The organism is Streptomyces sp. NPDC014870 (assembly GCF_043081505.1).
In the GTDB taxonomy this organism is placed as follows: Bacteria; Actinomycetota; Actinomycetes; order Streptomycetales; family Streptomycetaceae; genus Streptomyces.
Window position 1 is genome coordinate 167,115 of the sequence record NZ_JBIBWQ010000002.1, and the last position, 23,959, is coordinate 191,073.

Below are 23,959 nucleotides of genomic sequence, written 5' to 3' on the forward strand. Positions count from 1 at the left end.
CGTGCAGACCTGCGGCTTTGCTTGTTTCCGGGGCTTTCGCGGTGACGCCGTTCTGAGCGGTTGATTCTCCCCAACCGCTCCCCGACGCGGCTTCATTCTCCCCAGATTCTCCCCAGCGAACGCTGATCTAGGAGAGGGCAACCGCTGGTGGAGCCGTTGTCCTGCCGCGCGAATGCTGACTGCATAGCGTTCGGAGGCCGAGCGGGCATGCTCGAATGGCTTGTCCCCCCCCGCAGGCCGCACTGCCCCGTGATCAAGGAAGTACGTCTCCAGGATCGTCGGGGTGGTGGCCGTGAACGCGATACACGAGCTCGTCCGGGTGGCGCATGACCCTGGCCAGCCGCCACGCTGCATCGTACGGTCTGCGGCCACGCTCCCGCGACCACAGGCAGAGGGCCAACAGACTGGTGAGCGGGTCGAGCAGCCAGCGCAATATGGAGCTCTTCACCGCTCGTCCTCCCTTGCTAAGAGGGCGGTCGCGGGCAGCGGTGCCACGGGCTCCAAGTCGTCGGACGGCGATGGCCAGGGGAACCCGTCGGCCCAGTCCATCTGGTCGAAGAGCGTGCGGGCGGTGGCCACGAATCGCGCCTGCTGCCCCGGCACGGCATCCAACCGTTCCCAGGCGTAGAGGAGGGCGTGCGCGAGACGCTCGGCTTCCGTGTACTCGGAGACCGACGTCCCGACCATGGGCAGGATGGTGGACCGGAATGCCTCCCAGTCGAGACTCGAGAGGTCGTCCAGATGTCGCTCCAGCCACCACAGGCGAGCGGTGTCCCGGTCGGCGCAGACGGTCCGTGCCAGCTCTTCTCGGTGCAACCGGTCCTGCGCGAGCTGGAATTCCACGTCGCGCAGGGCGTTCTGGTGCCTCTGGGCCCGGTCGGCGTCCTGCTGGGGGAGCAGCAGGGTGAGGCGTGCCTTGAGCCAGAGGCCGGGATGGCCGTCGGGGGTGCGCCACGGGGAGACCGCCAGGGTGAGCCTCTGTCGAGCGCACTCCAGTTCCTCGGGCCGATGCTTCCCGGCGATGCCACGACCGAGTTCGTCCAGGGCCAGGCGGGCCGCCGCTCGCGCGGCGACCCCGTGGCGGGTCCCGGCCGCCCGGGGATAGACCAGGTAGGTGAGAGTCCCGCGCGCGAGGAAGCGAACGCCCGGCAGACAGGTGGGCCAGTACGCCGTGAACCGGCCGACCCGCCGTCTCCACCAGGGGCCGGGACGATCAGTCACGCCTCCGACGCCTTTCGTACGAGGCCGTAGTGCTGCACGGCGCGGCCGAGGATGTCCCGCCAGAACGGCCGGACCACCGCACCTTCGGCCACCAAAAGCCGGTCGAGCCGCGGCCGCAGCCGAGGCGGGGCAAAGACCTCCGCGAGCAAGGCGATCACCGCCTCCTCTCGGTCGGCGTCGTGCTCGAACCGCTCCTGCCACCGGGTGAGCTGCCTGATGACGGCTTCCACGGCGTCGTCGATGGACAGGAGCGACTGCCAGGCGTGGACGAAATGCTCCCTGTTGCGCGGGGCATGCGCCGAGGCGAGTACCAGGTCTGTGCCCGCGTCACCGGAGACGAGCGCCAGGAAGGCCCCCAACGCCTGGCGGCGCGCCTTCCCACCGGCCTCGGATCCGTACTTCCTCAGCCACTGCACGACCGGCCTGTCCACCGTCTCGGGTGCCCGCTGGACGAGCCCCTGGAAGGCGTCGATCAACTTCCCGGCACCGAACTCAGTCCCGCCCGCCGCCTTGCCCAGGCGGGTCAGGGCGAGTGGGGGCTGCTCCAGGCCCCAGGGTCCGCCACAGACGTCGATGACCAGATCGAGCTTCTCCGGAGCGCTGGATTCAGCCCACTTGAGAAGCCGGTCCCGGACGTAGCGGCCGAGTTCCGCGTCGGCCGCGGCCTTCGTGAGCGCCTCGACGGCCAGGATCCGCCGAGGCCCGGTGAGGCCCGTCGCGAGGGCGTCGAGCATGCTCCGGTCATGCCGGCGCACCGCCAGGGACAGGAGGGCTTCGCTCGCCGAACGGGCGTCGTCCTCCGGGATGGACCGATCCGAGACGACACCGACCGCCCACTTCGTCAGCAGGTCGTGCTGGGTGGGGAACTCGTCCCAAAGGTGACGCAGGATGGCAGCGGGCAGCCCCTGACGGCTCCGGTCGTGGTGGGCACGGTCCCCGACGGGCAAGATCTCGGCAGCTTGGAGCCGGGAGGACGACGTCGCGTCGGTGAGCACATCGGCCGGCCCGCGGGCCTGGCCCAGCGACGCGAGCAGGTCGTCGGCTGCGCGGATGACGGAACCGCGGCGCCCTCCGTCGAGCAACGCTCCCGCCCACACCGTGACCCGGGTTGACAACAGCGACGGGCCACCGTCCGCCGTACTGCGCTTGTTGAGCAGATTCTCCACCGTGGTGTGCCAGTCACCGAAGCGGTCCACGGTCTCCTTGAGCTGTTCCCTGCCTTTGGCGGAGACGAGGAGTTGGGCCAGCCTGCACGCCTCGCGGGCGGGCGGGTCGGTGGCCCAGATGGCGGCGAGTTCCTTGTCCCCCAACCACGCCACGCGGTCCCGATGATTGCGCGCGTCGAGCTCGGCTTCGACCAGGCGTCGGGCAGGGGGGGACTCCAGCCGTACGGTGGTCTCGTTGATGGCGTCGGCCCACGGGCCCTGCCAGTCCCCCGGAGTGGCGAGCACCACCAGGAAGGACCCCTGTTTACGCAGCGTCGCACCATGGAGTGCCAGGTCCTGTCCGAAGCGGGCGGGGGGCTCGTCGGGGAGGTCGGAGAGATCGAGCACGTAGCCCGCCGCCGACTGCACCGGCAGGCAGTGGGTCCCGGGCTTCGACCATTCCGGTTCGAGATCGAACAGCGACGGCTCCTGCGGTGCCGCCGCACGGCGCAGGAGACGTACCGCCGCCGTCCGTCGGCCGCTTCCGGCGGGCGCGCACAGCACGACGACGCCTTGCTCGTCAAGGATCTTGGCGGCGTCCGGCAGGCGGTTCGGTACCCGGGGCTCGACGAAGCGTCCGTCCTCGCTCGCCCGGGAGGCGGGGTCGCGCGCATCGATGGGCAGCGGGTGGACGTAGTCACCGTTCAGGTGCACGGAGTAGTTGTACGCCTGGACTCCGCGGTCGCCGTGTTGGTGGAAACTCGGTGCGGTCGGCAGCGGCTCGGCGTGCGGTGCGCCGACCTGGAACCCGGTCGGCCGTCCGGTGGGCTCGGCCGGGAACTCCCGCGGCTGCGGCTGCGACGGCTCCACACCGTGGTTCGTCGGGTCGGGCAGCCCGGCGCTCTGGTCGCTCATCGCTGCCCCTTTCCATGGAAGTTGTATGCCTGGATGCCTCGATCGCCGGACTGGTTGAAGTTCACCGCGCCGGGACCCGCCGGATCCGTGGGTGCAGGCGTCACGTGCGCTCCGGCCCCCGGCTCCCCCTCGTCCCCGGCGGACGGCTCGAAGATGTCCGGATCCGCGAGGCCCCAGTCGAAGCCGGGAAGGTGCAGATAGGCCGGTTGCTCGAACTTCTTCACCCTGACCAGGTGCCGGTGGAAGTGCGCCGGCAGCACGGCACCGTTGACGCAGCCGCTCTCGAAGACGTCCTCGTACACCCGCTGGGAGATGATCACCGCGGTGTTGGTGATCTCGGGGTTGCCACGCTCGAGTACCGTCCGAAGCGCCTTGTCGTCCAGGAGCCGGTGGGTGTGGACCATGGGCACGCCCAGACCGCTGTGCGGCAACGGCCCGACGTGGATACTGACCCGCAGCTGCAGTGGGTTGAGGTGCGGGTTCTCGGCCCGCCGACGGCCGAGCGCCTGGCGAAGCGCGTCGGGGAAGTGCCCCACCAGCGCGGGCAGGACCTCGGGGTCCATGCCGGCGACGTAACCGTCCCCGGTGTGCTGGCCGAATACGCGCCGCTTCCAGTGCGCGCTGACGTTGCTGGCGCTCAGCGCCTGGGCCAGCAGCGGCGGGATGTCCGCGTTGACCCGCTGCATCTCCTTGCTGTCGAGTGCACCGAAGTTCCTGGCGTCCACGGCCAGGACGGCGTGGTAGGGCCACAAGGGCTCCCAAGACGGCAGCATGCGTTGCTCCTCGCGTCGCTCTCCCCGCCGACGTGGCGGGGAGAGCACCACCCTGTTCGAGGAGCTAGGAGCCGACCGTCCAGCATTGGACGGTACGGGTGTGTGGCGGGTCACATCACGGGAGCTCCGTGTGGTGGCCGGTCGCTGTCACCCGCCCCGTCGCCTTGGGCTGCGGCCCTCAGCAGGGCAGGATCCCTGACAACGAGCCGTTGGCGGCCGAGTGTCACGATGCCGGTGGACTGCAGACGCGCGAGGGCAGCGAGCGCGGACGACCGGCTCATGCCCGCCATCGTGGCCAAGTCCTCCCTGGGTATGCCGAGTTCGACGACGACGCCATTGCCCCCGTCACGGTGACCCACCTCGTCCGCGAGATGGATGATCACCCGTGCCAGACGCGCCGGCGGTGGGAGATGAGCAAGGTCGGCGCGCAGACGCTCTTGACTGTTCAGCCGGTCCACGCTCAACCGGTAGACGATCGACTCCAAGCGATGCCGGGCCACGTATCCACGGAAGGCATGCGCGGCCATGAAGACACCAGTGCAGGGGCGTACCGCAGTCACAGTTGCCGAACGCGGCCGGTCGAGCAGCACGCCCATCTCGCCGAGGACCTCGCCGGGGCCGCGGAGCATCAATGTCAGACAGTCCCCGGCCTCATTGCCCTGCACCACCTTGACGAGACCATCGACCAGTGCGATCACACCGTCGGGCGATTCGCCCTGGGCCAGCAGCACCGCCTGGCTCCGGTAGGTGCGGCGACGCCCGCGTTCGATCAAGTCGCGCCAAACATCAGGAGCGACGAGAGAAAGGAAGTTCACGGTGACACCTCCTGGCGCGTCACGCGAAGGCGGTAGCAACGGCGAAGAAGCCGCAGCCCGCGACTGCCAGGACGAGAGAGCACTGCACCCGGCGGTGTTTTGCCCAGGCGATCTCGCTCATCACCACCACTTGCCGGGTGAGCGGAGGTAGCGGGTCCGTGTTCCGCAGCGCCCTCTCCAGCGCATCCGGTTCCATGAGCCGCAGGTGCCCGAAGTACAGGAAGTCGCCATCACGTTCCGGCCCTCGCCGCTCTTTGCCGAGCCGGGGGGAAACCGCCCATGCGGCACAACAGGCACCCGCCATGATGAGCACGACACCGAGCCACAACAGCGTCTGAGCCGCGACAGAATCGAAACCGCCCGCCGCTCGCCGGGAACTTGCCAACAGGCTCAGTACGGCCAGCGTGGTGGACTGCAAGGTCAAGGCGAGTGCGGCTTTCGAGTCCGCCTTGGCCGTCGCATCCGCGACGGCTGACTGGATCTTCCATGCTGTTTCGGTCGGCTCAGCCGGCACGGTGACATCCCCCTAGGTACAGCGAGCGTGCACTGGTGCTGCGCTGAAGGCTGCGCCGGGATGACCGCCCGAAAACGCCCGGCGGACATCTTGGCCTGAACATGGTGGGGGCGGGCAATTCTGCGGGTACTGCCGTGAGGGGACGATCGCGCACCACCTCCCGGAGCGCTCGGGCTCCTTCGCGTGGGATTTGGCTCAGGGCCAATCGAGGGGTGAGATCCGGCGCCTGCGGCGCTGCGAGCCCTGAAAAGAGCAACGGTCGAAAGACCGCTGACGATTTGGTATGTACGAGAAAGGCCCTGACCGGTGTTGTCGCTGGTCAGGGCCTCACTCCGGAAGTGCCCCAGGCAGGATTCGAACTGCGAACACGCCTTCTGAGCCTGTTCATGCCCTAAGGTCACCGCCGCAGTCCTCACCGCGAAACGGTCGGTACCGTGATCACGATGCCGTGCGATCAGTCGATGTCCGGGCAATCGGACTCGGACTCTTCGAGGAGGCGGCTCGCGAGGTCGTCGGCCCACTCCACGGCCCAGGTGCGAAGAGCGGTGATGGTGGCATCGTCGAGGCCGTAGGCGGCGAAGGCTTCGTCATCGGTCCACTCGGCGCCGGTGAGGTTCGCCTGGAGGTCCTCGCGCTCGAAGCGGCCGCGGGCGTGGCGACGGCCGAACTCCTCGAGCTCGGAGTTCGTCCAGCGGTGGGAGGCAGCGAACACGTCGATCAGGTCGCGGGGCGCTCCTCGGTCGGCAAGGGCTCGGACCTTGGTCCCGATCACGTCCTCCTCCGCGAGGACAGGCCCGTAAGGGCTCTGAGCGACGGGCCGCCAGAAGATTTCCTTGAGGATGTCGACTTCACAGTCCTGCCCGGTGACTGGGTCGGTCACAGTGAAGCGAGCGGACAGAGGGGCAGTCTCCAGCGCCTGAACTTTCCAGCCCCTGGCCTTGAGGCCACTACAGAGCGCGGCCGCGATGTCGGCCATCGGCGCCGGGTTCTCGGTGGCGACATCGAGGTCCTGGCTGGGACGGTTCACGAGGCGGTGCGCCCTCACGGCATACCCGCCGGTGAGGACCAAGGGGTACGGAGAGCCGAGGGCAATCACATCCGCCAGTAGCCGGGTGTGCAGCTCCGGCATGTCCGTCACGCGGCTGCCCGGGCGCAGGAGGCGAGCTGGGGGAAGGCGTCCTCCCACACGGTGCGCACCGTGCGACCGACGAGGGTACGCAGCACGGGCCACTGCTGGAGGAGCAGATCCTGATTGAGGTAGCGGGGCAGGTCGTCGTGCAGGCCCTCGTGCAGGACGGTGCGGTACAGGCCCATGCGCTGGCGAGGTTTACTCAGGTCGTACGAGGTCATCCCGGACCAGGCCAGGTGCAGCGGCAGCTCTACGACACCTTGCGTCGGCCCATGCAGCTCGTCCAGCGACTCCGGCAGGCGGCGCTGGAACTTCTCCCGGTACAGCGCGAGGTTCTCGGCATCCGCGCCCGAGAGTTCCCTCGGCGCGGGTGCGGGGTGCTGCGGGCTGGAGGACATGCCTCCATTATGGCGGCCGCAGAAGCGGCGGGGGCCGTTGCTGCACATGTCGACGTCGGCCGCCTTCGGCGGGCTGGTGGGTGGCGGGGCGGCTTAGCGGCGGTATCGGGAGGCCGCACAGAGCGGGCGGACTTGCGGCTCCGCTCTGGAGTCAATGTCACTGTCTGTGATCCATTTCGGGTCAGCAAGGGTGACCGGCGTGATGCTGAGCGGGAAGCGCGATTGACCCGAGGCCGCAGACGCAGGGCCTCGATCGTCAGCCCATTCTCCCCGGGTTCTCCCCAGCGGCTGCAGGAGGGTAAAAATCCTGGTCAGAGGCTTGCTGGATGCAGGTAGACGAGATCACTTGCATCGCTTCTCCCCAGGGACTCCCCAGCGCCCCAAATGACCGTTTCGCGCCAGGGGTGTAGGAGCAAACCGTGTGCGCTGCGCGCGTGAGGTCCAACGCCTCCTACAGCCAGTCCCGCCGCTTGAAAATCACGTACAAACTGACGCAAACCACACCCATCAAGCCGATCGCGAAGGGGTATCCGAAGCTCCAAGTCAACTCAGGCATGGTGGCGAAGTTCATGCCGTAGATGGTTCCGACGAGTGTTGGTGCAAAGAGAATTGCCGCCCACGACGAGATCTTCTTGAAGATGTCGTCCTCGGTGCGCTGACCTGCGCGGATGACTCCGTTGGCTGGCCTGACCTGCAGCTTTGCTCCTCTCTGGAGCTTTCACAGTGACGCTGCTTTACGCGGTCGATTCCCCCCAGCCGCTCCCCAAGGGGCCTTCATTCTCCCCAGATTCTCCCCAGCGGCAGGTGGTGGTGGGGGTGGATCGTGGCTGGTCAGAGGGCGGGTTTCGCGTGCTGCTCCCGTCGCGCACCGTAGTCTCGCGGGTTGGCAGCCGAAGGCCGTTGCCTGGTCCAGCACCGGATGGTGAGGCGGCGGCCTGGGCCGACTACGTGTAGTTCGCCCTGTCGGTCATGACGACGTTCGGTACGACGGACGTCACGGTGATGTCGCGGGAGATGCGCCGGACGGTAGCGGCCAACGCGACCATCGCGTTCGTCTGCAACACGGTGATCGTGGGCGGCATGGTCGCGGCACTGGACGGCGGGCAGGGAGCCTGACCGGACGCTCTCGACCTCGACGGTGTGGGGGCGGTAGCCGGTTCGTCCGCGCCGTGCGGAGTGAGCCGGCCACCGCCCCTCGTGCTCAGGGGGTGAGCACGAGACGGATCGGGTCCCCGATCTTCTTCTCCAGCCGGGCGACGGCGTCCGCGGCTTCCGCCAGCGGGACGTGGGCGCTGACGGAGGGGCCGAGGTCGATCCGTCCGGCAGCCGCCAGGCCGACGAGCTGTTCCACGTGCTCCGGCTCGGAGCCATAGTGTCCGCGGATCTGCCGGACGTTGAAGCAGAAGTCGATGCTGTCAGCGACGGCGACCGGCTCCGGGGTGAGGCCGGCGAGCACCAGGACACCGTTCGGGCCGAGGACGGTGGCGGCCTGGGCGCGGGCCGCTCCGACGCCGGCGAAGTCGAAGGCGACGTCGATGCCCCTGCCCGCCGTGGCCTCGCGCACCGCTTCGGGGAAGTCGTTGGCCGCGGGGTCCAGCGCGTGGTCGGCACCGAACAGCAGGGCGCGCTCGCGGGCCGAGGGCAGCGGGTCGACGGCGATGACGGGGGCGGCGCCGACCAGGCGGGCGAGCCGGATGCCGTGGGCGCCGAGGCCCCCGGCTCCCCAGATGCCAACGGCCTGCGCGGGGCGGACCGCGCCGGTGTCCACGATCGCGGCGTACGGGGTGGAGACGGCGTCGGGGATGATCGCGGCCTGGTCGAACGGAAGGTGGTCCGGGATGGGGAGCAGGGTGTCCTCCCGGGCGAGGGCGTACTGCGCCCAGCCCCCGTCGTAGTCCACTCCTCGGGTCAGGGGCTGTCGGCAGAGCATGTGGCGCAGGCAGTCGCCGCAGTCGCCGCACGCCTGCCCGGCCTGGAGTACGACCCGCCGACCGGGGGTCCAGTCGCCCTTCACGTCGGGGCCGACGGTGTGGACGACGCCGGCCACCTCGTGGCCGGGGGTGATGGCGCCGGAGTCCTTGACAGCGTCGACCGGGTAGAAGGGGCTCAGACTGCCGTCGATCAGATGGATGTCGGACAGGCAGACGCCGGCCGCCCGCACCTCCACGAGGACCTCGCCCGGGCCGGGAACCGGGATCGGGACCTCTTCGACGGCGAAGGTACGGGTGTCCAGGCGCAGCCGTCCGGCCAGCATGGTGTTCATGCGGAAACCTCGATGTGCTCGGTGAGAAGCGCGCACGCAGCTCATGCGCTCGACATGGTCGATTGACCATGTCGCTCAACCGTGTCTAGTGACGAGGTCGCCTGTCAAGCCGCTTCCGCCGGACGTTCGGGAGGAGAGTCAAGTTCCGTCGAGTGACTGTGTCCTTCAATACAGTCACTCGACACGTTCACTCGACAAAGTCGCGTGTATGTTGGCTGGTGACTGCTGGAGTGCAACGAAAGGCACGCTCATGACTCAGGTGTCCGTAGGCGCGGCGCGGGCGATCCCCGAGCGCCCCCCGCTGCCCCTCGTAGGCCACGCGTTCAACGTTCCGGCGGGCGCGGACTTCCTGGCCTACCTGCTGAAGGAGTTCAGGGAATTCGGGCCCGTGTACCGGCTGCGGCTCTTCGGGAGGGACACCGTCATGGTCGGCGGTCTGGACCTCGTGACCGAGCTGTCGGACGAGACCCGCTTCCGCAAGCACGTGCACGCCGACCTGGTCGAGGTCCGGGCTCTGGCCGGCGACGGTCTGTTCACCGCCTACAACCACGAGCCGAACTGGCGCAAGGCCCACGACATCCTGATGCCCGCGTTCTCACTCGGCTCGATGCGCAGCTACCACGCCCCCATGCTTCAGGTCGCCCGGTCGCTGATCGGCAAGTGGGACCGGCTGGCCGGGGTGCAGTCGGTGGACGTGCCCGACGAGATGACGCGGCTGACCTTCGACACGATCGGCCTGTGCGGCTTCGGCTACGACTTCGAGTCCTTCCGCCGCGACGACCTGCACCCGTTCGTCGAGGCGATGTCCCGGGCTCTCGTCTTCGCCCAGGAGAAGGGCGAGTCCATCCCGGGCTCCGAACTGTTCAAGAGGAAGAAGGTCGAGCAGTTCCGCGCGGACATCGATCTGATGACGGAGCTCGTCGACGACGTGATCAGGGAGCGCCGTGCCTCCGGCGACACCAGCACGGACGATCTGATGGGGCTGATGCTGCACACGAAGGACCCCGTCACCGGCGAGCCGCTGGACGACGTCAACATCCGGCACCAGGTGATCACCTTCCTGATCGCCGGCCACGAGACCACGAGCAGTGCGCTCTCCTTCGCCCTGTACTACCTGACCAAGCATCCGGAGGTGCTCGCCCGGGCCCAGGCCGAGGTGGACGCCCTGTGGGGCGACACCGAATCCCCGGACCCCCGGTACGGCGACATCGGCAAGCTCACTTACATCCGCCAGGTGCTCAACGAGAGCCTGCGGCTGTGGCCGACGGCGCCCGCGTACGCCGTCGAGCCGATCGAGGACACCGTCATCGGCGGCAAGTACCCCGTACGCAAGGGCGAGTCGCTGATGGTGATCGCCTCGGCCCTGCACCGCGACGCGGCCTGGGGGGAGAACGTCGAGCTGTTCGACCCCGAGCGCTTCACTCCCGAGCGGGAGGCGGCCCGCTCGGTCCACGCCTTCAAGCCGTTCGGCAACGGCGAACGGGCCTGCATCGGACGCCAGTTCGCGCTGCACGAGGCCACCCTGCTGCTTGGCCTGCTGGTGCACCGCTACCGCCTGATCGACCACACCGACTACCAGATGAAGATCAAGTCGACGCTGACCATCAAGCCCGACGGGTTCAGCCTGAGGCTCGCCCGCCGCACCAGTGACGAACGGCGCCTGCCCGCCGCTGCGGCGGTGGACCCCGCCGCGGGCCGGGCCGCAGCCGTGACGCGCCGGGCGAGCGGGACCGCGCTGACGCTGCTCCACGGCTCCAACCTCGGCACCTGCGCCGGGATCGCCCGCGACCTCGGCACGGACGGCGAGGAGCACGGCTTCGCCCCGACCGTTGCCTCCCTCAACCAGTACACGGAGAGGCTGGCCGGCTCCAAGGGGCCCGTCGTCATCGTCGCCGCTTCCTACAACGGCCGCCCCACCGACGACGCCGCCGAGTTCGTCGCCTCGCTGGAGAACCTCGCCCCCGGCTCGCTCACCGGGCTGCGGTACGCCGTCCTCGGTGTCGGCGACCGCAACTGGGCGGCCACCTACCAGCGGATCCCCACCCTGATCGACGAGCGTCTGACCGCCGCCGGCGCCGTCCCGCTCCTGGAGCGCGGCAGCGCCGACGCCTCCGGCGACTTCGGCGGAGTGGTCGACCAGTGGACGGAAGACCTGCGGAAGGCGCTCCTGGACGAGTACGGCGAGGCGGTCGCCGGTGAAGCGGCCGCCCCTGCACTTGAGGTGGAGGGGGAAGGACTGTACGAGCTGGAGGACACCTCGGAGTCGGTCCTCGGCGGTCTCGCCGAGCGCCACGGCGTCCAGCCGATGGAGGTCCTCGAAGCGTACGAACTCGTCGACACCGACCACGAACTGGGCCGCTCCAAGCGGTTCCTGCGGCTCCGGCTGCCCGAGGACGTCACCTATCGGACCGCTGACCACCTGGCCGTCCTGCCCAGCAACCCCGAGGCCCTCGTCCAGCGCGTCGCCGACCGCTTCGGCCTCGACCTGGACCGCACCGTCCGGCTGCGCGCCCGCCGCCGGAGCCGGGGTGCCCTGCCCGTGGACCGGCCGCTGACCCTTCGCCGCCTGCTCACCGACTTCGTCGAGCTCCAGGACGCGGCCACCCGGGAGCAGGTCGCCGTGCTCGCCGAGCACACCGAATGCCCGCCCGAGAAGCAGCCGCTCACCGCGCTCGCCACCGCCGATCCCGAGACCTTCCGGGAGCAGGCGACCGTCGCGGGGCTCAGTGTCCTGGACCTCCTGGAGCGCTACCGCGCGTGCGAGCTGCCCTTCGAGCGATTTCTGGAGCTGCTGCCGGTACTGCGTCCCCGGCACTACTCGATCTCGTCGTCCGCCGCGGCCCGGCCCGGCGAGGCCGACCTGATGGTGTCGCTGCTCGCAGCGCCCCACCGGTCGGGCGAGGGCACCTTCCGGGGTATCGCCTCGCACTTCCTGCAGACCGTGGACGCGGGCGACGTGATCCAGGCCCGGGTCCTGCCGTGCAGCGAGTCCTTCCGCCTCCCCGAGGACACCTCCGTGCCGGTGATCCTGGTCAGCGCGGGCACCGGCCTCGCGCCCTTCCGCGGCGCGGTCCTCGATCGCCACCACGCCGGCTCGACCGGCACCCTGCTCTGCTACTTCGGCTGCGACCACCCCGACGTGGACTTCCTGCACCGGGAGGAGTTCGAGGCGGCCGAGGCGGCGGGCGCCGTCAGCATGCGCCCCACCTTCATGCACGCGCCCGAGAACGGCGCCCGCTTCGTCCAGGAGCGCATCGCCCGCGAGAGCGAGGAGGTGTGGTCGGTCCTGGAAGCCGGTGGGCGCGTCTACATCTGCGGTGACGGACGTCGCATGGCACCCGCCGTACGGGAGGCGTTCATGGCGATCTACCGCGAGCGGACCGGTGAGAGTGACGAGCGGGCCGTGGCCTGGCTCGCCTCGCTCGTCGGGTCCGGACGCTACGTCGAGGACGTCTGGGCCGGCTGACCCTCACGCAGAAACGGTGGTGGGGGGGGCGGCCGGGGGGGGCCCCCCCCCCGAGGGGGGGGGGGGGGGCCCGGGGCGGGCCGGGGGCCCCGGGCGGGGCGGGGGGGCGGCCGCCCCCCGGGCGGGGCCGCCGCCCGCGGCGAGGCGGGGCGGGGCGCCCCCCCCCCCCCACCCACACGCGGGGGGGGCCCCCCCGGCGGGGCCCCCCCACCACCGTTTTCGCGTCTTGTCAGGCCATCGGTACGTCCGGGGCCATCGGTACGTCAGGCAGGTCGAGGTCCCCCTTGGCCAGCGCCACGGTCGCGCCCACGAGCGCCCTGAGCCCCGTCCGCTCGGTGGCCTCGTCCGGCAGGGTCTGGAGGATCTGCATGGTGAGTCCGTCGAAGCCGGAGAGGAAGAACCGGGCCACCGTCGCGGGGGACTCGGCCAGTTCCTGCCCCGTCCTCTCGGCCGTCTCCGTGATGACCTGTGCGGTCACCTCTATGACCCGCCGGTAGTGGCTCTGCCGTGCCTCGTCGAGACCGGGCACGCGCAGGGCGAACAGGGTCAGCTCGCTGAGCAGCTGGTGGTGCGACGTCGGCTCGCGCACGGTGCCCCACAGGGCGCCCGCCAGGGCGCTGAAGGTCTCCTCGAAGCCCGCGTCCTCCGGCGCCGCCCGCCGCACCTGCGTCACCAGCTCGTCGGTGATCTGGTCCATGACGGCTCGGTACAGGTCCTCCTTCGTACCGAAGGTGTAGTGGACGGTGGCCTGCGCGACACCGAGCTCCGCGGCGATGGCGCGGGTACTCCCCGCGGCGACGCCCTCCCGGGTCATGAGGTCGATGGCCGCCTTGATCAACTGAGGGCGGCGCTCCGCCGCGGAAACATGAGCCATACGTCCACTATATCGACTTAGTCGATCGATCAAGTCGGCCCGGATCAGGCGTTACGTCACCTCGGCAGTCGACGCGCTGTCCGCGGGAAGGGCCTGCTCGGCCCAGATGACCTTTCCCTCGCGACCGTGCCGCGTCCCCCAGCGCTCCGCGCACTGGGCCACGAGGAGCAGGCCGCGGCCGCCTTCGTCGAAGATGCGGGCGCGGCGCAGATGCGGCGCGGTGCTGCTGGCGTCGGAGACCTCGCAGGTGAGCGTCGACTGGAGGATCAGTCGCAGCTGGATGGGGCTCTTGCCGTAGCGGATCGCGTTCGTGACCAGTTCGCTGACGACCAGCTCCGTGGTGAAGGAAAGATCTTCCAGCTCCCAGGCCGCCAGGACGTCGGAGGCGAAGCGGCGGGCCCCGGACACGGCTGCCGGATCGGACGGAAGGTCCATCGTGGCGACGTGGTTCGGGTCGAGGGCACGGGTCCGGGCGACGAGCAGAGCGACGTCATCGGCGGGGCGGCTGGGCAACAATGCGGCCAGCAGTCGGTCGCAGGTCTCCTCCAGCGAGTCCGGCGCCGAGGTGAGGACGTCGTGCAGCGTGGCGAGTCCGAGGTCGATGTCACGCGTGCGGCCGGCGATCAGCCCATCGGTGTGCAAGACCAGCAGGCTGCCCTCCCGCAGTTCGAACTCGGTCGTCTCGAAGGGGAGCCCGCCCAGGCCGAGGGGCGGTCCGATCGGTACCTCCGGCAAGGCCTCGCTGATCTTCGAGGGGGTTACGACGGTCGGCGGGACATGCCCGGCACTGGCCAGCGAGCACCTGCGCGAGACGGGGTCGTAGATCGCGTACAGGCAGGTGGCACTGGTCTCGCCCGCGTTCAGCGACTCCTCGCGCTGCATGCGGATGACCACGTCGTCCAGATGAGTGAGGAGTTCGTCGGGCATGAGGTCGATGTCGGCGAATGCGCGGACGGCTGTGCGGAGCCGGCCCATGGTGGCGGCGGCGTGCAGGCCGTGACCGACCACGTCGCCGACGACCAGCGCGACGCGGGCCCCGGACAGGGGAATGACGTCGTACCAGTCGCCGCCCACACCGGCTCGGGACCCGGCGGGCAGGTAACGCGCGGCCGTTTCGACGGCCGAGTGTTGCACCGTGTTCCGCGGCAGCAGGGTCTGTTGGAGGGCGAGCGCGGTGGAACGCTCATGGGTGTACCGGCGGGCGTTGTCGATGGACACCGCCGCCCTGGAGACGATCTCCTGCGCCAGCAGGAGATCGTCGTCGTCGAAGGGGGCCGAGGTGCGATGGCGTACGAACTGCACCAGGCCAAGGGTGTCCCCGCGGGCGTGCAAGGGCACGAGGAGAACGGAGTGGAGGCCGAGGTCGCGCAGAACCCGGCCGTGGGACACCGACGGCGCCACCCACGTGGGCATCTCGGTCCCCGCGATGTGGTTCAGGACGGATCGTCCGGTGGTCAGGGCGCGAACCGGTTCCGAGTCGTCGGGGTAGGCGTGGGTCTCACCGACGCGGAGCTGGGACTCCGGACAGCCGTCGAGGACGGAGCGCTGGGCGACGCGGCGCTGAGTCAGAGCATCCGGCGAACCGGTGCCCGTTTCGTCGAGTGCGGAGTCGAAGAGGTCGACGGTGACGAGGTCGGCGAAGTCCTCGGTGCAGACCTCTGTCAACTCCTCTGCGGTGCGGGTGATGTCGAGCGTGGTCCCGATCAGCTTGCTCGCCCTGTCGGTGAGGGCGAGCCGACGCTGCAGCAGATGGTCGCGTTCCTCCTGATAGGCGGTGACGACCTCTTCCGAGGAACGGTCCACATAGTCGAAACCGATCCCGACCAGCCTCACCGTGGCCAGGTTGATCATGTGCCAGTCGTCGGTGAGGCGGGGAGCTTCGGCCTGGAGCTGTTCGAGCAGGCTGAGATGGCCGAGCCGGTAGGCACGGAGGAGCCGGCTCACCGGGATCCCCCGCCGGGCGTAGAGGCGGGCGATGTCCAAGGCGGCCGGAGGAGCTTCCGGCGCGCTCGCACCGGGGCGGGCCTCCAGAAGATCCAGAAGGGCGGTGACGTGCTGGGCCGTCTCCTCCAGGGTCAGGGCCTCGATGTCCGCGTTCTCCCACAGCTCGGGGAACTCGCCGTTCAGGCGCTGGAGCAGCAGGGCGGCCAGCTTCTTCACCTCGGGTCTGAGGTGGCGGGCCAGCTGACCAAGGAACGCATCGACCTCGGTTCCCATAGTGCGAATGTACGGGAAAGCCATGGTGTGCGCTCCTCGGACAGTTGCGGCAGCCTCTGGTCGGCTCGGTTCTCAGAGGCCGAGGTGGTCGCCCAGGTCGGCGTAGTCGACCTGCCACAGGCCGGGAGAGCCCGTGGGGTACTGGGAGCGGAAGCCGAGCATGCGCTGGACACGCGGCGAGAGCGTCTTGGCGAGCTCCCTGTCGACCAGGAAGGGGTACGCCTCCTCGCCGGTGAGGAAGCCCGCATTGAACGTGAAGGCGAGGCCCCGCCGGTACTCGTCGCCGGTCCGGTTCGCCCCGCCGCCGTGCGCGGTCTTGCCGCTGATGAGAAGGACGTCTCCGGCGTTCATGACGGCGGGGATCGTCTGCTCGGGGGTCCCGCGGTCCTCGAAGTCGCTCCAGTGGTTGCTTCCGGGGATGACGCGGGTGGCGCCGTTCTCCTCCGTGAAGTCGGTCAGGGCGACCAGGAAGTTGATGGTGACTTCCGGGCCGCCGGGCCCCATGCCGATGAACGGGAACCAGTTCTCCAGGTCACGGTGGAGCATCTGCGCCTTGTTGCCGGGGCCGATCTCGATCACCTGGGCGGTGGTCATCCAGTACGTGCCCGACTCCTGGAGGAAGACCAGGTCGCTGATCTCGTGGACCAGGGGGTGGTCGATGACCTCGCTGCGGAACGTGGCGCTGTGCGTCACCAGGTTCGTGAGGCGCTTGGTGTTGCTGCCGTGGAACGCGGCCACGATTTCGTCCTCGTGGGTGGACCCCGGGGCGAGTGCCCGCAGCGGCTGCTCGATCTCGGCGTTGAAGCGGGCGATCTGCTCCTGCGTCAGGAAGCCCTGGATGATGACGCCGCCGTCACGGGTCACGATCTTGAGGATCTCCTCCGCCGGCGTGTCGTTCGCCACCGACGTCAGCGCCTGGGCCTTCTTCTGTGTCGTCATGTGCGTCCTCTTCCTCGATCTGAATCGCGGTTGATCGACCGCTCGATCAGCTGCGGGCGTTCCGTCTTCCGGGGACTCCCGCGCGGCGTCCTCGCGACGGTCAGGTGGGTTCGGTGGTCATGGCGTTTCCGCGTTGTTCCTGTGGTGGTCGTCTCACTGTCGCCAGCCAGTACCGCAGGCGAGAACGACAGCGGGCACCTGCTTCGCCCGGGCCCGGTGCACGATGCACAGTCCGGTCGCGGGCACGGCGGAGCTATCCGCTCACGGCGTCCTTGCCGGAGTCGATGCGAGCTCCGGGGGCGCTACGGGCAGAAGCGGGTTCCGGCGCCGTGTGCCGGGGGTGTGTGGCCCGCTCCCAGGGACGCGCGCTACCGAGCCATCCGAGGAGAAAGGCCGCCGGTACGGAGACCAGCCCGGGGGTGTGGAGCGGGAACAGGTTGAAGTCCTGCTCCGGCAGCAGCGCGTATTTCGTCCCGGACACAGCGGGGGAGGCGAGGGTCAGAAGGGTGCACAGGGACAGCCCTCCGTAGACGAGCCACAGCAGCCCGCGGCGGTTGAAGCCGGTCCAGAGGAAGGAGTAGACGACCGCGGGAAACACGCATGTGGCCGCGAGGCTCAGCGAGAAGGCGAGGAGGAACTCGATGGGATAGCGGTGTACGGCGGTGGTGAGGAGAAGACTCACGGCGCAGAGACCGACAACGGACAGCCGCAGGACTGCCGGCTCTCCGATCCCGATCCGGGTACGGCCCTTCCGCCCGATCAGGTCGCGGGTCACGGAGACGGCGGCGGCAAAGGTCACGCTTGCCACGGCTGTGAGGACGGCGAGGAAGGCGACACAGGCCACGAGGGTGATGAGCACGACCCGGCCGGTGGAGTGATGGGGGAGGACCTCCGACGCCAGGAGGATCGGGGCTCCCTGCCCCTTCACGTCGACCGCTCCGATCCGTCCGCTGCCCACCACCGCGGCCGCGGCGAAGCCGGTCGTGATCAGCAGCAGGTAGAAGAGGCCGGTCAGCCCGACGGCGACGCTCAGTGAGCGCCGGGCGGCGGGCACGTCCCGGCTGGCGCTGACGCGCAGGAGCAGGTGGGGCATCATCGCGGTTCCGAGGATGACGACGATGTGGTCACTGAGCGTGCCGAGCGGTCCGCCTCCGGCGGAGTTCTCCCACAGTCCGGGGCTGAGGTACTCGCCCGGTGACACGCTCTTGTCCATGGCGGCAGACAGCAGGGAGCCGGGACTCCAGTCGAAGGAGCGGAGCGCCAGCAGGGTCACCGCGGCGAGCATCGCCAGGGCCACGGGCACTTTGGCGACCTGCACGAAACTGGTACCGCGCAGATCGGCCACCCCTGCGAAACACGTGACCAGGAACCCCATCAGCACCGTGCACACCACCTGGGCCCGCTCGCTCGGCATGCCGATCAGAAGGGCGGTGGTGATGCCGCCGGCCCGCAGTTGCACCATGAGCAGAGGCACGGCGATGCACAGTGTCACCACGGCGCCGGCGATCCGTACTCCCGGCCCCTCGGCGCGCAGGGAGAACAGCTCGCCCAGGGTGTAGCGGCGGGTCGCGCGAATCCTGGAGGCGAGGAGCAGGAAGACGCCGAGTGCGAGGGCGCTGTCGACGGCGGTCGAGACTCCGTCGTAGCCGAAGAGGGCGATCGCTCCCGGCAGCGAGACCAGGATGATGACCGTGATCTGTTCTCCCGCCATCGCGACGCCGTTGAAGACGGGCGGGAGGGACCGGCCGGCGACGTAGAGGCGTTCCGGGTCGTCGTCCTGCGTGGCGAGCGTGAAGACCCACAGCAGGCAGAGGCCGATGAAGACGAGAAAGGCGCTGATGACCGCGCCCCGCGCGGCGGTGCCGATGAGATCGGGCGAGCCGACGCTCAGGAGGTGCGTCGTCACCACGCGCCCCCGGCCGAACGGGAGGCGGCAGTCGTCGCCGAGGCCGGTTCGAAGGAGGACGCGGCCCGGTTCTCGTACCACCAGGTCCCGCCGACGAGGACGACGAGCTGCGTGAGCGCCCATCCCATGGCGAGGGTGACACGTCCGTACACGGAGATCTCTCCGAGGGGCGTGGAGCAGGAGAGCAGCACACCGACGGCGAGCGGCAGCGCGTTGACAGTGACCAGCACCCGTGTGTCACGGGGAGAACGCTGGGAGGAAGCGGAGGGCACGGGACCTCTCTCTGGAAGAACAAGGAAGACGGACTCGGCTCGAGGGGCGCGGGGACGGTCGCAGCCGTTGAGGACTGGCGATGGAGTCGGGCAGCCGTGCTCCGTACTGGTCGGGACTCCATGCCTGCGACCGCGGGGGGCTCGACGGTGCCGCAGCCTCTGCAGTGGAGCTCGCGTCGTCTCTCGTCGACGAACGGCGGCCTCGGCGTGACGTCAGAGCAAGACGACCTGGCCGCGGTGAGGTTGATGAAGAGCCTGGTACCGGGACGCGTTGGGTGTCAGCGGCGAGTGGTCGCCGTCAGGTCGGCGTATCGCCCGGCCCGCTCCAGGAGTCGGGGGACCCCCGTCTCGAGCGACGGTCCGAAGACCGTGTCGTTCGGGCGCTCACCACGCTGCCAGCGGGTGTAGATGGCCTCGCAGAAGATCGCCGCCTTCCACAGGGCGAGGGTCTGGTACCAGGGAAGTGGGGTGAGATCGAGGCCCGTGCGGGCCTGGTAGCGCTCTGCCAGCTGGCGCTGGGTGAGGTAGCCGGGTGAACGGGTCACCTTGGTGAGTTCGAGCGGGGTGGCAGGGCTGCCGGCCTCGGACCAGGTGGCGGTGAGGTACCCCAGGTCCGCGAGCGGGTCGCCGAGTGTGGCCATTTCCCAGTCCAGGATGGCGAGGACCCTGGCGGGCGCCTGCGGGGCGAACATGAGGTTGCCCATGCGGTAGTCGCCGTGCACCACTGAGGCGGCCTGACTCGTCGGCAGGTTGCGGGCGAGCCAGTCCGCGATGTGCTCCACTGAGGGCAGGCTGCGGGTGGTGTTGACCTCCCAGAGGCCGCGGAACCGCTCGACCTGGCGCCGCAGATACCCCTCGGGTCGGCCCAGGGAGGCGAGTTCCCCCCGGGTCACGTCGATGCCGTGCAGAGCGACGAGGGTGTCGACGACCGCCTCGCTGGTCAGCCGGCGTTGTTCGGCGGGGGAGAGGTGGGGCGGGATCGTGTCGGTGACGACCGTGCCGTCGAGCCGGGACATGAGGTAGAACGGCACGCCCAGGACGTCCTCGTCCTCGCAGACGGCGACGATCTCCGGCACCGGCACCCCGTGCCCGTGGAGGATCTTCTGGATGCGTGCCTCGCGCACCATGTCGTGCGTCGACTTCGGCAGCGGCGGGCGCGGTCCGCGGCGCAGGACGACGGACTCGCTGCCGCGTTCGATCAGGTAGGTGACGTTGGAGTGGCCGTCGCCGATGCGTTGCCACGCGATCGGTCCGCTGCCGATGCCGTGTGTGTCGAGGAAGCCGGTGACCGCGTCGAGGACCAGGAGCGGAGGGCTGTCGAGGCGGCGGGCCTTCTCCCGGCTCGCGACGACCTCCACGCCGTCGGGGACGGTGTGCATCACGCGCCCCCGTCCCGGCCGACGACGGCGTCGCCCAGGTGACGCTCACCGGCCTGGACGGCGGCGCGCCGGCCGGCCGAGGCCCGGCGGGCGATGGCCCACCGGTGGGTCTCGTTGGAGCCGTCGTAGATGCGGAACGGGCGGACCTCGTTCAGGTACTGCGCCAGCGGCAGCCCGTCGGAGACCCCGTCCCCGCCGCAGATCTGGACGGCACGGTCGATCACCCGGTAGATCGCCTCCGAGCAGTGGACCTTCGCGACCGAGGACATCGCCGAGCCCGCCTTCGGGTCGCTGTGCAGCAGCGCCGCCGTCTTGGTGATGATCGCGTCGGAGGTCTCGATGTCGATGACGGACTCGGCGATCAGGTGCTGGGCCAGGCCGAGGGAGTCGATCGGACCGCCGAACAGCTCCCGCTTCCCGGCCCGGTCCAGCGCGATGTCGTGCGCCCGGCGTGCCAGTCCCAGCCATCGCATGCAGTGCGTGAGCCGCGCGGGGCCGAGCCGTACCTGGGCGTACCGGAAGCCGAGTCCGACCTCGCCGAGGACCGCGTCGTCGGGGACGAAGCAGTTCTCCAGGTACAGGTGCGGGTGGCCGCCGTCGATGGCGCGGTCGACGGTGTGGATCGCCTCGCCGACCCGGATCCCGGGGTTGGTCAGGTCGACCAGGAACATGGTGGCCCCCTCGGGGGAACCGTCCAGGGCCGGGGTCCGTGCCATCACGATGCAGAACCCGGCACCGACGGCGCCGCTGGTGAACCGCTTGTGACCGTCGATGATCCAGCCGTCCGTGGTGCGCACGGCCCGGGTCCGCAGCGCCGCCGGGTCGGATCCGGCCCCCGGGTGGGGCTCGGTCATGCCGAAGCAGGACCGGATGTCCCCGGCGGCCAGAGGCGCGAGATAGCGCTTCTTCTGCTCTTCGGTGGCGATCAGGTTGAGCATGTGCATGTTCCCCTCGTCGGGGGCCATGCAGTTGAGCGCGCTGGGGCCGATCGGCGAGTACCCGGCCTCCTGCAGGATCGGCGACCAGTGCTCGATGGGCACCCCTTGCCCGCCGTACTCCGTCGGCACGAGCGGCGCGAAGACGCCGGCGTCCTTCGCCGCGGTCTGCAGCCGGTCGCGCGTGGCCTGGTCGAGACGTCCGCCGGGTACGGGCTCGGCGTCGACGACGACCTCACGGACGAACCGGCGGGTGCGCTCACGCAGCTCCGCCACTTCCGGGGGAAGGTGGGTGAAGGTCATGGCAGTCCTTTCGGGGGTTGGCGGGGTCGTTACGCGGTGCCGCCGGCGACCGTGAGGCCGCCGTCGACGGTGAGGACGTGGCCGGTGACCCAGGAGGAGTCCTCCGAGGCCAGGTACGCCACGGCGGAGGCGATGTCCGACGGCACGCCCAGACGCCGCAGCGGATAGCCCTCGGCGACCTCGGCCTCCTTGCCCTCGTACAGGGCCTCGGCGAACCGCGTCTTCACCACGGCCGGCGCCACGGCGTTGACGCGGATCTCCGGGCCGAGCTCGACGGCCAGGGTCCTGGTCAGGTGGGACACCGCCGCCTTGCTCACGCCGTAGAGACCGATGCCGGGTGCGGGGGTGTCACCGGTCACCGAGGACAGGTTCACGACGGTGCCGTGGCGCTCGGTGAAACGCAGGCCCTGGTGGGCCACCGCGTCCTGCACCCAGGCGAGGGTGGCGAGGACGTTGACCTCAAGCACCTTGCGGGCGACGTCGAGGTCCAGGCCGACGACGGGGCCGTACGCCGGGTTGATGCCCGCGTTGTTCACCAGGACGTCGAGTCCGCCGAACTCGCGCGCGACGGTGTCGAAGACCTCGCGGCGGTGGTCGGGGTCGTCCGCCTTGCCGGCGACGGTGATGACGCTGCCCGGGGGAAACGTGGCGGCGGCCTCTTCGAGCGGTCCGGCCTTGCGGGCCGTGAGGCATACGCGCGCCCCCTCCGCGACGAGCCGTTCCGCGACGGCGAGACCGATGCCCTGGCTCGCCCCGGTCACGATGGCGGTGCAGCCCGAGAAACGGCCCTGGCCGGTGTGGTTCTCGCTCATGAATCAGTCCTTCGAGGGGGAATCCGGCTCGGTGCCGTCAAGGCCGCGGAGCTCGGCGCGACGGATCTTGCCGCTCTGGGTCTTGGGCAGGTCGGCGAGGAAATGGATCGTGCGCGGGCACTTGTAGGCGGCCAGCCGGTCGCGGGAGAAGGCGATCAGTTCTTCCGCCGTGGCGTTCAGACCCGCCTTGAGCGAGACGTAGGCGACGACGGTCTCGCCGCGGTAGGCGTCCGGCTGTCCGACGACCGCGGCCTCGAGGACCGAGGGGTGCTCGTACAGGGCGTCCTCGACCTCGCGCGGCCAGACCTTGTACCCGGACACGTTGATCTGGTCCTTGAGCCGGTCCACCAGGTAGACCCAGCCCTCCTCGTCGATGACGGCGACGTCGCCGGTGCGGAGCCGGCCCTCCGGCATGGTCCGGCGGGTGGCCTCGGGCTTGTCCCAGTAACCGGGCACGACCTGCGGCCCGCTCAGCTCCAGCTCACCCTGCTCGCCTCTGGGCACCGGCTCACCGTGCGGGTCGACGACGCGCGTGGTGAGGTGCGGCAGGGGTTTGCCGATGGACAGCGTCCCGCTCGGCAGGTGCACCGGCGCCCGCTCGCCCGGCGGCACGGCGATGACGGCGGACGTCGTCTCGGTCATCCCGTAGCCGTTGTGGAGGTAGACGCCGAACCGTTCACTGAACCGCTCGACGGTCGCCGGCGGGATCGGCGCGCCGCCCGAGTACAGGGCCTTCGCCGACGCGAAGTGCTCCGGTCCGGCCTGCGGCAGCTCGTAGATCGCGTTGTACGCGGTGATGGAGCCGATCGTGTAGGTCACCCCGTGCTCGGCGAAGGTCTCCAGGGCGACCTCGGGGTGGAACCGGCCCGCCAGGACCAGCGTGGTGTCGGTGAGCAGGGATATCGTCGCGTTGACCACCGCCCCGGTGATGTGGAACAGCGGGGCCATGGCGAACACGACGTCCCCGTCGCCCACACCCATCCACGACGCGCAGGTCGCCACCACGCTGAGGACGTTGCCGTGGGTGTTCATGGCGCCCTTCGGCGGCCCCGTCGTTCCTGAGGTGTACGTCAGGAACGCGACGTCGTCGCGGGCGGGCTCCACGGGCGAGGGGCTGCGGCCCTCGAACTCGCCGATCAGCGCCACCAGGTCGCCGTCCGGCGCGGGGGCGTGGCGCTCCGTCGTCGCGAAGACCCGCGGATCGTTGCGGGACTGGTAGTCCAGGGCCGACGTGCTGACCAGCCAGCGCACCGGGCTTCCCGCCAGCGTGCCGAGCGTCTCGTGGACGTCCACGTCCGCGCAGACGACCCCGACCGCCCCGGAGTCGTCGATGATCCGGCGCAGCTCCTGGCGCCGGTACATCGGATTGAGCCCCAGGGCCGTGGCCCCCAGCTTCCACAGGGCCAGCATCACCAGCGCGTACTGCGGAACGTTCTGCAGGTACACCCCGACGCGATCACCCCGGCCGGTTCCGCGGGCCTCGAACGCGGCGGCCAGGGCGTCCGACGCCGCGTCCACCTCCCGCACGGACAGAGCACCGTCGAAGAAGCGGAGCGCGATGCCCTCCGGGTTCTTCGCCACGCGTGCCTTCCAGGCGGCCACGAGCGAGCCGGGGGTCGCGTCCGTCCCCGTACCGAACCCGTCGGGGAACGTGTCCCGCCGCCGGCCTTCATCCAGTGTCAT

Annotated in this window: 18 protein-coding genes and 2 pseudogenes; 2 read left to right on the forward strand and 18 right to left on the reverse strand. The window is 69.9% G+C overall.

Annotation, left to right across the window (positions count from 1 at the left end; genetic code table 11):
- Positions 1 to 444: 444 nt before the first annotated feature.
- The 8 genes and pseudogenes from ACF09C_RS05365 to ACF09C_RS05400 all read right to left on the reverse strand — a co-directional run.
- Entirely contained in the window at positions 445 to 1,221 is a 777-nt protein-coding gene (locus ACF09C_RS05365) for a hypothetical protein (RefSeq protein WP_392088987.1), read from the reverse strand.
- Positions 1,218 to 3,281, reverse strand: coding sequence for a hypothetical protein (locus tag ACF09C_RS05370; RefSeq protein ID WP_392088990.1), 2,064 nt, complete (start codon positions 3,279 to 3,281; stop codon positions 1,218 to 1,220). Before ACF09C_RS05370 ends, ACF09C_RS05365 begins: the two co-directional genes overlap by 4 nt.
- The gene (locus tag ACF09C_RS05375) at positions 3,278 to 4,054 is read right to left on the reverse strand and encodes a hypothetical protein (protein WP_392088992.1); all 777 of its coding nucleotides are present in this window, start codon (positions 4,052 to 4,054) and stop codon (positions 3,278 to 3,280) included. Before ACF09C_RS05375 ends, ACF09C_RS05370 begins: the two co-directional genes overlap by 4 nt.
- 110 nt (positions 4,055 to 4,164) lie before the next feature.
- On the reverse strand, positions 4,165 to 4,869 hold the full coding sequence (locus tag ACF09C_RS05380; RefSeq protein WP_392088995.1) for a Crp/Fnr family transcriptional regulator: 705 nt from the start codon (positions 4,867 to 4,869) through the stop codon (positions 4,165 to 4,167).
- Positions 4,870 to 4,888: 19 nt separating this feature from the next.
- Positions 4,889 to 5,383, reverse strand: a complete 495-nt coding sequence (locus ACF09C_RS05385; protein ID WP_392088998.1) for a Pycsar system effector family protein — start codon at positions 5,381 to 5,383, stop codon at positions 4,889 to 4,891.
- 454 nt (positions 5,384 to 5,837) lie between these two features.
- Positions 5,838 to 6,512, reverse strand: a complete 675-nt coding sequence (locus tag ACF09C_RS05390; RefSeq protein WP_392089000.1) for a nucleotidyl transferase AbiEii/AbiGii toxin family protein — start codon at positions 6,510 to 6,512, stop codon at positions 5,838 to 5,840.
- 5 nt (positions 6,513 to 6,517) lie between these two features.
- Positions 6,518 to 6,910: a hypothetical protein gene (locus ACF09C_RS05395; RefSeq protein WP_392089002.1), complete on the reverse strand. Its 393-nt coding sequence runs from the start codon at positions 6,908 to 6,910 to the stop codon at positions 6,518 to 6,520.
- A gap of 451 nt (positions 6,911 to 7,361) precedes the next feature.
- A pseudogene (locus tag ACF09C_RS05400) lies at positions 7,362 to 7,547 on the reverse strand (CorA family divalent cation transporter); the annotation flags it as partial.
- Between the two features lie 278 nt (positions 7,548 to 7,825).
- On the opposite strand from ACF09C_RS05400, the pseudogene ACF09C_RS05405 reads away from it, so the two are divergent.
- Positions 7,826 to 8,026, forward strand: a pseudogene (locus ACF09C_RS05405) (DUF1345 domain-containing protein); the annotation flags it as partial.
- Between the two features lie 85 nt (positions 8,027 to 8,111).
- On the opposite strand, the gene ACF09C_RS05410 reads toward ACF09C_RS05405, so the two are convergent.
- The gene (locus ACF09C_RS05410; RefSeq protein WP_392089004.1) at positions 8,112 to 9,173 is read right to left on the reverse strand and encodes a zinc-binding dehydrogenase; all 1,062 of its coding nucleotides are present in this window, start codon (positions 9,171 to 9,173) and stop codon (positions 8,112 to 8,114) included.
- A gap of 250 nt (positions 9,174 to 9,423) precedes the next feature.
- Between ACF09C_RS05410 and ACF09C_RS05415 the strand changes: the two genes are divergently transcribed.
- Positions 9,424 to 12,639 carry a bifunctional cytochrome P450/NADPH--P450 reductase gene (locus tag ACF09C_RS05415; protein ID WP_392089006.1) on the forward strand — a complete coding sequence of 1,072 codons (3,216 nt, stop codon included), beginning with the start codon at positions 9,424 to 9,426 and terminating at the stop codon, positions 12,637 to 12,639.
- 229 nt (positions 12,640 to 12,868) lie between these two features.
- Here ACF09C_RS05415 and ACF09C_RS05420 read toward each other — a convergent pair whose 3' ends face one another.
- The 9 genes from ACF09C_RS05420 to ACF09C_RS05460 all read right to left on the reverse strand — a co-directional run bounded on the left by ACF09C_RS05420 (position 12,869) and on the right by ACF09C_RS05460 (position 23,959).
- The gene (locus ACF09C_RS05420; protein ID WP_392089008.1) at positions 12,869 to 13,513 is read right to left on the reverse strand and encodes a TetR/AcrR family transcriptional regulator; all 645 of its coding nucleotides are present in this window, start codon (positions 13,511 to 13,513) and stop codon (positions 12,869 to 12,871) included.
- A gap of 51 nt (positions 13,514 to 13,564) precedes the next feature.
- Entirely contained in the window at positions 13,565 to 15,754 is a 2,190-nt protein-coding gene (locus ACF09C_RS05425) for a SpoIIE family protein phosphatase (protein ID WP_392089011.1), read from the reverse strand.
- A gap of 48 nt (positions 15,755 to 15,802) precedes the next feature.
- Positions 15,803 to 16,669, reverse strand: coding sequence for a phytanoyl-CoA dioxygenase family protein (locus tag ACF09C_RS05430; protein WP_392089014.1), 867 nt, complete (start codon positions 16,667 to 16,669; stop codon positions 15,803 to 15,805).
- A gap of 253 nt (positions 16,670 to 16,922) precedes the next feature.
- Complete coding sequence (locus ACF09C_RS05435; protein WP_392089016.1) at positions 16,923 to 18,575, reverse strand: transporter; 1,653 nt, start codon at positions 18,573 to 18,575, stop codon at positions 16,923 to 16,925.
- Complete coding sequence (locus ACF09C_RS05440; RefSeq protein ID WP_392089018.1) at positions 18,572 to 18,805, reverse strand: hypothetical protein; 234 nt, start codon at positions 18,803 to 18,805, stop codon at positions 18,572 to 18,574. The genes ACF09C_RS05435 and ACF09C_RS05440 overlap by 4 nt, the downstream gene beginning before the upstream one ends.
- 320 nt (positions 18,806 to 19,125) lie before the next feature.
- A complete protein-coding gene (locus ACF09C_RS05445; protein ID WP_392089021.1) occupies positions 19,126 to 20,226 on the reverse strand; it encodes a phosphotransferase family protein in 1,101 nt (366 codons plus the stop codon).
- On the reverse strand, positions 20,226 to 21,464 hold the full coding sequence (locus tag ACF09C_RS05450) for an acyl-CoA dehydrogenase family protein (RefSeq protein WP_392089023.1): 1,239 nt from the start codon (positions 21,462 to 21,464) through the stop codon (positions 20,226 to 20,228). Before ACF09C_RS05450 ends, ACF09C_RS05445 begins: the two co-directional genes overlap by 1 nt.
- Before the next feature lie 29 nt (positions 21,465 to 21,493).
- A complete protein-coding gene (locus ACF09C_RS05455; protein WP_392089025.1) occupies positions 21,494 to 22,276 on the reverse strand; it encodes an SDR family oxidoreductase in 783 nt (260 codons plus the stop codon).
- 3 nt (positions 22,277 to 22,279) lie between these two features.
- Positions 22,280 to 23,959 (reverse strand): class I adenylate-forming enzyme family protein, encoded by a 1,680-nt coding sequence (locus ACF09C_RS05460; protein WP_392089026.1) that lies wholly within the window; start codon positions 23,957 to 23,959, stop codon positions 22,280 to 22,282.